A 12,861-nucleotide genomic window follows, 5' to 3' on the forward strand; every position below is an offset into this window, starting at 1 on the left:
ATGATATCAATGCCACCAGCCTCAGCCACGAGGCGCGCCGCCAGCTGCGACAGAAGATCCAGTTCGTCTATCAGAACCCGTTCGCCTCGCTCGATCCGCGCCAGACGCTGTTCCAGATAATAGAAGAGCCGCTGAAGAACTTTGTCCGCCTCAGCAAAGCCGAGCGCGCCGCGCGGGTGGAGAGCGTCACCCGGCGGGTGGCCTTGTCGCCCGAGCTGTTAACCCGCACCGCGCGGGAACTCTCCGGTGGCCAGCGCCAGCGCGTTGCCATTGCCAGGGCGCTGATTCTGGAGCCGACCATTCTGGTGCTGGATGAAGCCACCTCGGCGCTGGACGTTACCGTACAGGCGCAGATCCTCGCCCTGCTCCAGCAGCTACAGCAGCAGCTGGGACTGACCTATCTGTTTATCACTCACGATCTGGCGACCGTCCGGCGAATTGCCCACAGCGTGACGGTGCTGCGCAGCGGCAAAGTCGTTGAACACGGCGCCGTCGATACGCTGTTTGCCGCGCCGCAGGATGACTACACCCACGAGCTGATCGCCGCCATTCCCCATTTCTCACCCCTTACGGAGGAGTACGCATGACGCGTAAACGCCTGGGTTTCTTTACCCGCCTGCTGGACGATGCGCCAGCCAAAGAACGCTATCGCCTGGCAACAGAGCAGATCCGCCACGCCGAGCGCTACGGTTTTGACAGCGCGTGGATCGCGCAGCACCACTTCCACGAGCACGAAGGCGGCCTGCCGTCGCCGCTGGTGTTCCTCGCCCACGTGGCGGCGCACACCACGAGCATTCGCCTGGGCACTGCCATCATCACCCTGCCGCTGGAAAACCCGCTCCGGGTGGCGGAAGACACGGCAGTGCTGGATCTGCTGGCCGACGGGCGGCTGGAAGTGGGGTTTGGTTCCGGCGGCACCCCGACCTCATTTTTACCGTTCGGGTTGACCATTAACGAGCGGGCGGCAACCTTCGCCGATCACCTGCATCTGATCCACAGCGCCTGGCGCGGGGATTCCCTGACCCATCCGGACAATCATCTCTATCCGCCCGCCCCGCAGTTGGCCGAGCGAGTCTGGATCGCCACCTTCTCTGTCGACGGCGCAGTACGTGCCGCGCAGCAGGGCCACGGGCTGATGCTCTCCCGTACCCAGCCGCGCCCGGCGGATAATCTTTCCCTGTCGCTTGATGCGATCCAGAACCCGATTATCGATGCGTATCTGGATGCGCTGCCGTCCGGCGTGGCCCCGCGTATTCTGGCCTCGCGTACCGCCTTTGTGGCCGATAGCGACGCTTACGCGCTGAAGGTGGCAGAAGCCGGTTTAACCCGCCAGGCACAGCAGCATCGCGCAGCCGGACACGCACTCATAGGTGACACTGTCACGGATTATATTCACCAGTTCGACGCCCATATCGGCGCGCCGCAGACGGTGCTCGCCTCGCTGCAGCGGGATTCCGTGCTGGCCCGCGCCACCGACATTTCGTTCCAGGTGCACTCCGTTGAGCCGTCGCATCAGGACACATTACGTTCGATAGAGTTAATCGCAGAGCAGATCGCCCCTCATCTTCTTTAAGGAGTCACTATGGCTTTAAGTCTGGATATTCTCGCCGAACTGGCGGAGATCGTACCCGGTTCCCCGCTGGAACAGGCGCGAGGCACCCGCGAGGCGGCTACCCGTCACGCACAGGGAAGCTACGAAACGCTGTTCAGCCAGCAGGACGCGGATTTTGCGCTGGACGAGCGCTTTGCGGTGGCGGCCAAAGTCGCCAAATGGCATAACGCCGATGCGCTGGCCGCTCACTACGCCGGGTTTGGTCTGGCCGATCCGACCTCTCTGCGCCTGACGCCGGCCCTGGCCTTTGCCCGGGTGCTGACCTTTTCCCCGGTCGAGGCGACGCCCGGCGCGCTGAATGCGCTCACCCTGGCGGGCTGGAGTCAGGAAGGGATTGTGACCCTGGCGCAGCTGATCGCGTTTGTCAGCTTCCAGAGCCGCCTGATCGTTGGGCTGCGTTTACTGAATGACAAACCGGTTGTCGCCAGCGATACTCCGGTGGTCGCCGGAAAGTGGCACACCGCGCCCGTCACCAAAAGCGGCAGTCGCGCTCCGGTGCAGTTCACCCGCCAGGAGCTGGACTGGGAGCCGTGGCTGGCGTCAAAACCGCTGGCGGAATATTCCGCCGATGAGCAGGCGATTCTGGCGAAATTCGGCCATACCGATTCAGACTATTTCCGCCTGCTGGGGCGTAATCTGCCGGTTCTTGAGCAGCGCACGCTCACCGACAAAGGAATTTTTTACACGTCAGGCGGTTTATCGCGCGCCGAACGCGAACTGGCCGCCACGGTGACCAGCAAGATCAACGGCTGCATTTATTGCGCCTCGGTTCATGCCCGTAAAGCCAGCCAGTTATTGAAGGAGAATGATGCGGTGGATGCGCTGCTGGCAGTCCAGCCGGGGCAGTCGCTGGGTGAGGGGCACTCTGCACGCTGGCAGGCGGAAATTGCGTTTGCGGCGGCGCTGTCGGTCACCCCACCCGCCGCAACGCCGCTGCACCTGTCGGCCCTGGATAAACAGGAACTCGATACCTTAGGACAACTCGACCTGGTGCAGTCCGCTGCCTTCTTTGCCTGGGCCAACCGCCTGATGTTGACCCTCGGCGAACCGGCACTCACCTGACAACACTCAGGCTAGCGCGCGAGCGTTAGCCTGCATCCGTTTGGCCTGCAGATAGCCATACAGCAATAACGAAGACATCGCAGAGAAGGAAAGCAGCGCCGCCGGCAGCGTGACATAGCTCCAGCTAAAGCCGAGGGTAATCATCATCCCGCCGAAATAAGCCCCAATCGCACTGCCCAGATTGAACGCCATCTGGCCGCCCGCCGCGCCCAGAAGTTCGCCCCCTTTCGCATTTTGCAGCAGCAGAATTTGCAGCGGCGCAGAGAGCGCAAACAGCCCGGTACAGCAGATAAATCCCATCGCCAGCGAAGCCATTTTTATTTCACCAACGGCAAAAAGCAGCAGCAGCGAGGCGACAATCACCATATTGGTAATGGCTGCGATGCGCAGCGGGCTAAAACGCCCCGACAGTTTGCCGCTGAGCAGATTACCCAGCACCATGCCGAGCCCCATCAGCATCATGATCGCCGTCATCAGCCCTTCGGAGAAGCCCGAGACGTTGACCATAAACGGCTTCACAAAACTGAACCATGCAAACACCCCTGCGTTGCCAAACATGGTTGCCGCAAAAATCAGCCACGGCTCGGGTTTCTTCAGAAAGTGGAACTGCTCCGTTAATCGGGCGGCCGATTGATCGTGGAGGTTTGGCACCCACATCAGCACCGACAGGATCACCAGCGCGTCGAAGATCGTGATCAGAAAAAAGGTATATCGCCAGCTAAATTCGTGCCCCAGCCAGGTACCGAGCGGCACACCTAGCAGGTTGGCAAACGTCATGCCAGCAATCATCCCCGCCACCGCCAGCGTGACTTTTCCCGGTGGGGCAATTTTAGAGAGGATGATCGCCCCAACGCCAAAAATGGCTCCGTGCGGGAATCCAGAAATGAGTCGCCCTATCGCCAGCCAGTAATACGACCCGGAGAAGGTAAAAATGGCGTTACCGACGGCGCACATCGCCACCAGAAACAGCAGCGTCGTTTTCAGCGAGAACTTTCTTGAAAAAAGCGCCACAATCGGGGCACCAATCACCACGCCAAAGGCGTAAAACGAGATCATATTACCGGCAGCAGGAATCGAGATCCCGGTATCACGCGCCAGCTCGGTCAACACCCCCATAATGCCAAATTCCGCCATCCCCAGGCCAAAGGTGCCCAGGGCTAAGGAAAACACCGTCTTTTTCATACCACGACCACATGTTAAAAATTTGCAACCGGCATTATTGAACAATCCGCCAGGGTGAACCAGTTCAAATCGCCCTTCTGGCTCGTTAATCCATTATTTCGGGTAGGGAGTGAATATTTTCCGCCAACAACCGGCCCCGCAATTACACTTCAAAGTGTTACGTCTCATTGAACCGGCAGAACCCCGTATAAAGGAACGCACCATGGCCGACAAAAAGAAAAACAAAAACAAAAGCAAACCCGTTGTGGATCTCACTAAAACCACCCCGCTGAAGGAAAAGGAGTACGAAAAAGAGCTGCGCCGACTGCACGTCGAGCTGGTTAAGCTGCAGCAGTGGGTGGTGAGTAGAGGCTTAAAAGTTTGTATTGTCTTTGAAGGACGTGACGGGGCGGGAAAAGGCGGCGCCATCAAAGCCATTACCGAACGCGTCAGCCCGCGCGTCTTCCGGGTGGTGGCGCTACCGGCACCGACCGAGCGGGAAAAGAGCCAGCTCTATTTCCAGCGCTACGTTCCACATCTGCCTGCCGCTGGTGAGATCGTCATTTTCGATCGCAGCTGGTACAACCGCGCCGGCGTCGAGCGTGTAATGGGCTTCTGCTCCGCAGAACAGGTGCAAAAGTTCCTGGAAGCTACGCCGCTGGTTGAACGCTCGATGGTCGAATCCGGCATTATCCTGCTGAAATACTGGCTGGAGGTTACACCGGAGGAGCAGGAGCGACGCCTTAAAGACAGGGTTAATGACGGGCGAAAAACCTGGAAACTTTCGCCGATGGACATCAAATCCTACAACCGCTGGGATGAATACACCGTGGCGCGCGATGCAATGTTTGCCGCCACCGACAACCACTGGGCCCCGTGGTATGTCGCCCACTCGGAAGATAAAAAGCGCGTGCGGCTAAATATCATTTCGCACCTGCTGTCGCAGATCCATTATGAAGAGATTCCGGTTAAGCCAGTTAAATTTCCAAAACGTAAAATTGGCAAAGTTAAATCCACCGCGCATAACTTCAACGTTATTCCTGACCGCTTTTAATCATCGCGCCCTCTTTAATAACGGAGGGCGTTTTTTATTAATGCTGAGAACACTTAATACAACAGACGTCTTTATCAAAAACATCCAATCATGTATAAACCCGCTCCGAAATATCTCCCGGAGCGGGGGAAACCAGCTTTTATTTCATCCCTTCACGACTCTCTTTCTGCGCTTCCATACGCTCTACGTCACGATACCAGCGCGGATGGTGTTTCTTCGCCCAGCGGCGACTCACCTTCCCTTCAATCATCCCTTTAATCGACCCTTTCACCCAGAACGCCATATACATATGGATCAGGATGGCATGGATCAAAATAATGGCGACGGTCGCGTGGATCAGCAGGCTGTAGCGCACTAATTGCATCGGGAACAGGTGCGCAAAGTACGTTCGCCAGATAATGACCCCGGTCACCAGCAGCACAAAGATCATGCTCATGATGGTCCAGAACATCATCTTCTGTCCGGCGTTGTATTTGCCCACTTTCGCGACTTTATGCTCATTGCCTTTCAGCACTTCAACAATGCCTTTCAGCCAGGGAATATCCTGTTTGTCGGGAATATTGTGATGCACAAAGCGGACAAACATAAACATCAGCGCCACGAAAATCACCACCCCGAAGAACGGGTGCAGAATGCGCCCCATCTGCGGCGTACCAAAGGTCTGGGTAAGCCATTGCAGAGTCGGGAAGAACAGCGCGATCCCGGACAGCGACACCAGAAAGAACAGAATCACCACCGTCCAGTGACAGGCGCGGTCGATGAACTTCGTGCGCACAATCATTTTTGACTTACTCATGATGTTCCTCCTCGTCGTCATCCACCTCTTTGTTCGGCCCGATACCAATGTAGTGATAAATCAACCCGGCAAAGGTGGCGATAAAGCCTGCCGCGGCGAGCGGTTTTAACGCGCCTTTCCACAGGTTAATCGAGGTATCGATGGCCGGTTCTTTCGGCAGATTGTGATACAGCTCCGGCTGATCGTTGTGGTGCAAAACGTACATCACATGCGTACCGCCGACGCCCGCAGGGTTATAGATCCCCGCTTTGTCGTAGCCGCGCGCTTTCAGCTTATCAACCCGTTCCTGGGCCACGTCCAGCATCTCTTTTTTGGTGCCGAAATGAATCGCTCCTGTCGGACAGGTTTTCACGCAGGCCGGCTCCTGGCCGACGCTGACTCTGTCCACACACAGGGTACATTTATAGACCCGGTTATCCTCTTTACTGAGACGCGGGACATTAAACGGACACCCGGCGATGCAGTACCCGCAGCCGATGCAGTTATCCTGCTGGAAGTCGACGATGCCGTTGGCGTACTGAATAATCGCCCCGGCAGACGGGCACGCCTTCAGGCAGCCCGGATCCTCGCAGTGCATACAGCCATCCTTGCGGATCAGCCACTCCAGTTTGCCGTTCTGTTCGGTTTCGCTAAAGCGCATCACCGTCCAGGATTTGGCACTCAGATCCGCCGGGTTATCGTAAACCCCGACGCAGTGCCCCACCTCGTCGCGGATATCATTCCACTCAGAGCAGGCCACCTGGCAGGCTTTACAGCCCACGCAGGAGGAGACATCGATAAGCTTAGCCACTTCCGCCTTGTAATCCCGCACACGAGGCGCGGGGGTAAAGCCGTTGGTAGCGGAGCGGTTAATAATGTCTTGTGTTTCCATCGCCATTTATTCGCTCCTTACGCTTTCTCGATGTTGACCAGAAACGCCTTGTACTCCGGCGTTTGCGAGTTGGAATCGCCCACCGCTGGCGTCAGGGTGTTGGCGATGTAACCTTTCTGCGCAACCCCTTCAAAGCCCCAGTGCAGCGGGATTCCGACGGTCTCGACCTGCTGGCCGTTGACGTTGAGGGCCTGCAGACGGCGGGTCACCACCGCCACCGCGCGAATAAAGCCACGCTGGCTGCTCACCTTCACGCGATCGCCATTGGTAATGCCTTTCGCCTGCGCCAGGGTTTCGCTGATTTCGACAAACTGTTCCGGCTGGGCGATAGCGTTGAGTCGCGCATGCTTGGTCCAGGTGTGGAAGTGCTCGGTCAGGCGATAGGTGGTCCCGACATACGGGAACTTATCTTTCTTGCCCATCCGCACGGCATCTTCCTTGTAGAGACGCACCACTGGGCTTGAGATCACGTTCGGGTGCAGTGGGTTGGTGCCCAGCGGTGTTTCCATTGGCTCGTAGTGTTCCGGGAACGGTCCTTCCGCCAGCTTGTCGATGGCGAACAGACGACCCAGCCCTTCCGGCTGCATGATAAACGGCCCGGTTTTACTGCCCGGCGGCGCGGTGTTGAAGTCCGGAATATCGTTCCCCGTCCACTTCGAACCGTTCCACTCGATCAGCATCCGTTTTGCATCCCACGGCTTGCCGTTGATGTCTGCCGAGGCGCGGTTGTACAGTACGCGACGGTTCATCGGCCAGGCCCAGGCCCAGCCCAGCGTATTGCCCAGCCCGGACGGATCGGCGTTATCGCGATTCGCCATCTGGTTGCCCTGCTCGGTCCAGCTGCCGGTGTAGATCCAGCATGAAGAGGCCGTCGTCCCGTCATCACGCAGATGAGCAAAGCTGCTTAACAGCTGGCCTTTCTTCGCAATCAGCGTGCCGCTGGCGTCATAGAGATCCGCCAGAGCGACCCCGTTGTTCTCTTTGGCCACCTCTTCGGACTCCGGATGATCCGGCTTCTTGTAATCCCAGCTCATCTGCAGCAGCGGCGTAGTGCCCTTGCCACCTTCGTTGCGATACATCTCGCGAATACGGTGGTAAATCCCGGCCAGGATCTCACCGTCGTTACGTGCTTCGCCCGGCGCATCCTGCCCCTTCCAGTGCCACTGTAGCCAGCGACCGGAGTTGGCGATGGAGCCGTCCTCTTCGGCAAAGCAGGTGGACGGCAGACGGAACATCTCGGTCTGGATAGACGCGGTATCGACATCGTTCATCTCACCGTGGTTCTGCCAGAAGGTCGACGTTTCGGTTACCAGCGGGTCGATCACCACCATGTACTTCAGCTTGCTCAGGCTGGCGACAACCTTGTTCTTATCCGGGAACGATGCCACCGGGTTAAAGCCCTGGCAGATGTAGCCCGTGACGTTACCTTTCGCCATCATGTTGAAATACTTAATGACGTCGTAGGACTGATCCCATTTCGGCAGCCAGTTAAAGCCCCAGTCGTTCTCCTTCTGCGCCGCATCGCCGTAGAAGGATTTCATCAGGCTGACGAAGAACTTCGGATAGTTGCTCCAGTAGTTCACCTGGTCAGGTAGCGTGGCTTTTGGCGTATTGGCCGCCAGATAGCTTTGCAGATCCGTCTGTTTGTCCGACGGCAGCGTCAGGTAGCCGGTCAGGCTGGTCGACAGCAGGCCAATATCGGTTAACCCCTGAATGTTGGAGTGACCGCGCAGGGCGTTCACCCCGCCGCCCGCCATTCCCATATTGCCGAGCAGCAGCTGGATCATCGCCATGGTGCGGATGTTCTGCGCTCCCACCGTGTGCTGGGTCCAGCCCAGCGCATACAGGAAGGTGGTGGTTCTGTCGGCGGCACTGGTCGAGGCCAGCGCTTCACACACTTTCAGGAAATCGGCTTTTGGCGTCCCGCAGATGTTCTCCACCACCTCCGGCGTATAGCGGGACACGTGCGTTTTCAGCAGGTTCCACACGCAGCGCGGATCGGTCAGGGTTTCATCGCGTTTGGCGTAGCCGTTCTCATCGAACTGGTAGTTCCAGGAGGATTTATCGTACTGGCGTTTTTCGGCGTCATAGCCGCTGAACAGTCCGTCGTCGAAGGCAAAATCTTCCCGCACCAGCAGGTTAGCGTTGGTGTAGTGTCTGACGTATTCGTCGTTGATCTTGTTATTTTCGATCAGGTACAGCAGCACGCCGGACAGGAAGGTAATGTCCGTGCCGGAGCGGATTGGTGCATAGATGTCCGCTACCGATGCCGTACGCGTAAAGCGCGGATCGACGACGATAAGCGTTGCATCGTTGTTGTTTTTGGCTTCCATCGCCCAGCGGAATCCCACCGGATGCGCTTCAGCGGCATTACCGCCCATCACCATTACGACGTTAGCGTTTTTGATATCAACCCAGTGGTTGGTCATCGCACCGCGACCAAATGTTGGAGCAAGACTTGCTACCGTTGGTCCGTGTCAGACGCGCGCCTGGTTGTCTACCGCCAGCATGCCGAGCGAGCGCACAAATTTTTGCGTCAGCATACCGGTTTCATTACTTGCCGCAGATGCACAGAGCATCCCGGTGGAGAGCCAGCGGTTAACTGTCACGCCCTGCTCGTTGGTCTCGACGAAGTTGGCGTCGCGGTCGGCCTTCATCAGCCGGGCAATGCGGGTGAAAGCCTCATCCCAGGAGAGGCGCTGCCATTTGTCGGAGCCTGGCGCGCGGTATTCCGGGTAACGCAGGCGGTTGTCGCTGTGGATATAGTCCAGCAGGCCCGCCCCTTTCGGGCATAATGCCCCGCGGCTCACCGGATGATCCGAATCGCCTTCAATATGATAAATCGCTTCTTTGGCGTTCTTCGCGCCATCTCCCAGGCTATACATCAATAGCCCGCATCCCACGGAACAGTATGTGCAGGTGTTACGGATCTCTTTTGCGCGCAGCAGCTTATAGTTTCGCGCCTGAGCCAGTGCCATTTTGGGTGCAAAACCCAGCGCAGCGACTGTTGTTCCGGCCATACCGCCCGCGCAGATTTTGAAAAACTGTCTGCGGCTGACGTCCATTGTGGTCCTCGTTGTTTCAATGAGCTTTCGGCCTGGAAATTAACAGCAATGCCCCTGTTTTTTTTGCGGCAAATCAATGTCGCCGATCTTCGCCCTCTTAATAGTCAGCGCTGGCGATTTTTACTGATCCTTAAGGAGTAGGTCGGGGCAGATTAATTCGCGGAAGGTGCTGAAACAGTGCTATAAATTTGCCCTTTGAAAATAAAGCCCGTGGAAATGTGATGGACAGAAAAAAAGCAACCTTGATTGGTCTTGCCGCAATTGTGCTGTGGAGCACGATGGTGGGGCTGATTCGGGGAGTCAGTGAAGGTCTGGGGCCGGTAGGTGGCGCGGCGATGATCTATACGCTCAGCGGTTTACTCTGTCTGGTGACGGTTGGCTTCCCCGATCTGCGTCGCTTCTCACCGCGCTACCTGATGGCCGGCAGCGTGCTGTTTGTCAGCTATGAGCTCTGCCTGGCGCTGTCTTTAGGTTATGCCGCCACCCGCCATCAGGCCATTGAAGTGGGGATGGTAAATTATCTCTGGCCGAGCCTGACCATCGTGTTTGCCATTCTGTTTAACAAGCAAAAATCGACACTGTGGGTGATCCCCGGCCTGCTCATTTCCCTGCTGGGCGTCAGCTGGGTGCTGGGCGGAGAAAGTGGTCTGCACATCGACGATATCGTCAGCAACGTGGTGTCCAGCCCGCTGAGCTATGGCCTCGCCTTTGTCGGCGCCTTTATCTGGGCGGCCTACTGCACGGTAACCAGCAGATACGCCAAAGGCCAGAACGGGATCACCCTGTTTGTACTGCTGACGGCGCTGACCCTGTGGGTAAAATATTTCTTCAGCGATCAGCCGGAGATGGTATTCAGCGTGCCGGTGGTGATCAAGCTGCTGATGTGCGGCATTGCGCTGGGATTGGGTTACGCGTCGTGGAACACAGGTATTCTGCACGGCAACGTGACGATTCTGGCGACGGCCTCCTACTTTACCCCGGTGCTGTCAGCGGCGCTGGCCGCGGTGCTGCTGAGTTCACCGCTGACGTTTAGCTTCTGGCAAGGGGCGATGATGGTGTGTGCGGGATCGCTATTGTGCTGGTATGCCACGCGAAACCGCGCCTGATGATGTGCACCGATTATCCTCTCTCCCTTGAGGGCTGAGGGAGAGGAGTCATCCATTTAAATCCTCACGCCAGAGCGTCACTGACACCCGCCGCCCTCTGCAACCATCCCTGCAATAACTTCCCGTCCTGCGTCATCTCCCCGTCCTGACGCACGCACAGATAATAATCCCGCCCATCATCAATCGGCAGATCGAAGATCTTCACCAGCTCGCCGCTCTCCAGATAGGGCGCGATCAGCGGCTCGCGCATTAAGGCACACCCCAACCCCGCCTGCACGCCTGCCAGGGTGAGCAGCCCGTCTTCGAACATCGGTCCGCTGCGACGCGGCGGACGTTTCACCCCCTGCTGGATAAACCACTGTTGCCAGGTAACGCGCTCCTCATCGTGCAACAGCGGCATTTGCAGCAGCTGCTCGGGAGTATCGATATGCCCGTGCAGGCGCAGAAACGCCCGGCTGCATACCGGCACCATCTGCCCGGAGATCAGCTTTTCGCTCTGGTAGCCCGCCCACTGCCCGTTGCCGAAGCGGATAGACATGTCCGAGGCGTCGCTCAGGTAGTTGCGGTGGTTAGCGTAGACCACGTTGATTTCGGTTTGCGGGTTGGCGCGCATAAAGGTGGGCAGACGCGGGATAAACCATCCCATGCCAAACAGCGGGATGAGGCTGATGGTCACCTGACGGGTTTGCACCTGCTCCACCAGGTGTTCCGTAGCCTGGCGCAGGACGTTAAACGCCGCACGGATCGAGCGGTAATAGTCCCGCCCCTGCGGGCTGAGGATCAACCTGCGCCCCTGGCGTTCGGTCAGCGGCAGTTGCAGATATTCTTCGAGCACTTTTAGCTGGTGGCTGACCGCCGAGGGCGAGATCTGCAGCTCCTGGGCCGCAAGCGTCACGCTGCCCAGCCGGGCAATCGCCTCAAAGGCGCGTACCGCCCGCAGCGGCGGATCGTTCGCCAGACGGCTTTCAGCAAACCCTGACTGGCCCGGTGATTGTTCTGTTTTTTTCATATATTGATCTATTCAGGATAGTCAGATTAATCAGTGATTTATGATTTTGTTATAAATCATGCAGATAAAACAAGCTCCAGATGTCATAAGAAAGAATATATGCGTATTTCACAATCTAATTCAATTATTAGATGTTACCCGCTGAAAGAGCAATTTGTCGGGTAACAACGTTGGACACACTCATACAACAACTGATCAATGGCGTAATGCTGGGCAGCATCTACGCGCTGATCGCGCTGGGCTATACCATGGTGTATGGCATTTTGCGCATTATTAACTTTGCCCATGGCGATATTTTAATGGTCGGCGCGCTGACCACCCTCTCATCGCTGAACCTGATCAACAGCCATTTCCCCGCCATGCCGCAGCTGCTGCAGCTCGGTTTTGCGCTGGTGATTGCGATGGCGGTCTGCGCCCTGCTGGCGATGGCCGTTGAACGCTTTGCCTACCGTCGCCTGCGCAACGCCCCGCGCCTGGCGCCGCTGATCTCCGGGATTGGCGTATCGGTGCTGCTGCAAACCGTGGCGATGATTATCTGGTCGCGCAACCCGCTGATGTTCCCGCAGATCCTGCCGATGGACCCGATTGCGGTTACTGCCGGTAGCGACGCGCATCCTCCGGCGCTGGTCACCGTCACCGGCATCGTCACCGTGGCGCTGGCGCTGTCGGTGATGATCGGCCTGTGGCTGCTGGTGGAGTACACCCGCCTGGGACGCGGCATGCGCGCCGTGGCCGAAAACCCGCGCGTCGCCACCCTGATGGGCGTTAACCCGAATGCAATCATCACCCTCACCTTCGCCATTGGCGGCATCTTCGCGGCGCTTGCCGGGGTGATGATGGCCAGCAACTATGGCAATGCCAGCTTCTCGATGGGCTTTCTGCCCGGAATTAAAGCCTTTACCGCCGCGGTGCTCGGCGGCATAGGCAACATTCGCGGGGCGATGATTGGCGGGATCTTACTCGGCATTATCGAAGCGCTGGGTGCAGGCTATCTGGGCGAGCTGACTCACGGCGTCTTCGGCAGCAACTATCAGGATGTATTCGCCTTTATCGTGCTGATTCTGGTGCTGGTATTCCGTCCGGCGGGCCTGCTGGGCGAGCGCGTTGCGCACAGGGCATAAGGGA

At 57.7% G+C, this 12,861-nt stretch carries 11 protein-coding genes; 6 read left to right on the forward strand and 5 right to left on the reverse strand.

All coding sequences use genetic code 11. From position 1 onward, the window contains the following. The 3 genes from ACRDD5_RS03360 to ACRDD5_RS03370 all read left to right on the forward strand — a co-directional run. On the forward strand, positions 1-587 hold a 587-nt coding region (locus ACRDD5_RS03360), incomplete at its 5' end, for an ATP-binding cassette domain-containing protein (RefSeq protein WP_438675920.1). Further along, entirely contained in the window at positions 584-1,573 is a 990-nt protein-coding gene (locus ACRDD5_RS03365; RefSeq protein WP_438675921.1) for a putative FMN-dependent luciferase-like monooxygenase, read from the forward strand. The genes ACRDD5_RS03360 and ACRDD5_RS03365, both read left to right, overlap by 4 nt. Before the next feature lie 9 nt (positions 1,574-1,582). Next, a complete protein-coding gene (locus ACRDD5_RS03370) occupies positions 1,583-2,674 on the forward strand; it encodes an alkylhydroperoxidase domain protein (protein WP_438675922.1) in 1,092 nt (363 codons plus the stop codon). A gap of 6 nt (positions 2,675-2,680) precedes the next feature. On the opposite strand, the gene araJ is transcribed toward ACRDD5_RS03370, so the two are convergent. Then, entirely contained in the window at positions 2,681-3,856 is a 1,176-nt protein-coding gene (araJ, locus tag ACRDD5_RS03375) for an MFS transporter AraJ (RefSeq protein ID WP_438675923.1), read from the reverse strand. A 202-nt stretch (positions 3,857-4,058) separates the two neighbouring features. Between araJ and ppk2 the strand changes: the two genes are divergently transcribed. Next, complete coding sequence (ppk2, locus tag ACRDD5_RS03380) at positions 4,059-4,889, forward strand: polyphosphate kinase 2 (RefSeq protein ID WP_438675924.1); 831 nt, start codon at positions 4,059-4,061, stop codon at positions 4,887-4,889. Positions 4,890-5,028: 139 nt separating this feature from the next. On the opposite strand, the gene fdnI is transcribed toward ppk2, so the two are convergent. Genes fdnI through fdnG form a run of 3 tightly spaced genes read right to left on the reverse strand, consistent with a single transcriptional unit; the run spans position 5,029 to position 9,621 of the window. After that, positions 5,029-5,685 carry a formate dehydrogenase-N subunit gamma gene (gene fdnI / locus ACRDD5_RS03385; RefSeq protein WP_438675925.1) on the reverse strand — a complete coding sequence of 219 codons (657 nt, stop codon included), beginning with the start codon at positions 5,683-5,685 and terminating at the stop codon, positions 5,029-5,031. Further along, on the reverse strand, positions 5,678-6,562 hold the full coding sequence (gene fdxH / locus ACRDD5_RS03390) for a formate dehydrogenase subunit beta (RefSeq protein WP_438675926.1): 885 nt from the start codon (positions 6,560-6,562) through the stop codon (positions 5,678-5,680). The genes fdnI and fdxH overlap by 8 nt, the downstream gene beginning before the upstream one ends. Positions 6,563-6,573: 11 nt before the next feature. Beyond that, on the reverse strand, positions 6,574-9,621 hold the full coding sequence (fdnG, locus tag ACRDD5_RS03395; protein WP_438675927.1) for a formate dehydrogenase-N subunit alpha: 3,048 nt from the start codon (positions 9,619-9,621) through the stop codon (positions 6,574-6,576). A gap of 221 nt (positions 9,622-9,842) precedes the next feature. Here fdnG and yddG point away from each other — a divergent pair, with 221 nt between their 5' ends. Continuing rightward, the gene (yddG, locus tag ACRDD5_RS03400) at positions 9,843-10,727 is read left to right on the forward strand and encodes an aromatic amino acid DMT transporter YddG (RefSeq protein WP_438675928.1); all 885 of its coding nucleotides are present in this window, start codon (positions 9,843-9,845) and stop codon (positions 10,725-10,727) included. 64 nt (positions 10,728-10,791) lie between these two features. Here the strand turns inward: yddG and ACRDD5_RS03405 are convergent, their stop codons facing one another. Continuing rightward, positions 10,792-11,736, reverse strand: coding sequence for a LysR substrate-binding domain-containing protein (locus tag ACRDD5_RS03405; protein WP_438675929.1), 945 nt, complete (start codon positions 11,734-11,736; stop codon positions 10,792-10,794). A gap of 170 nt (positions 11,737-11,906) precedes the next feature. Between ACRDD5_RS03405 and ACRDD5_RS03410 the strand changes: the two genes are divergently transcribed. Further along, complete coding sequence (locus tag ACRDD5_RS03410; protein ID WP_438675930.1) at positions 11,907-12,857, forward strand: branched-chain amino acid ABC transporter permease; 951 nt, start codon at positions 11,907-11,909, stop codon at positions 12,855-12,857. The last annotated feature ends 4 nt before the right edge of the window (positions 12,858-12,861 follow it).

The organism is Silvania sp. (assembly GCF_051656365.1).
Lineage (GTDB): Bacteria > Pseudomonadota > Gammaproteobacteria > Enterobacterales > Enterobacteriaceae > Enterobacter > Enterobacter hatchlandensis.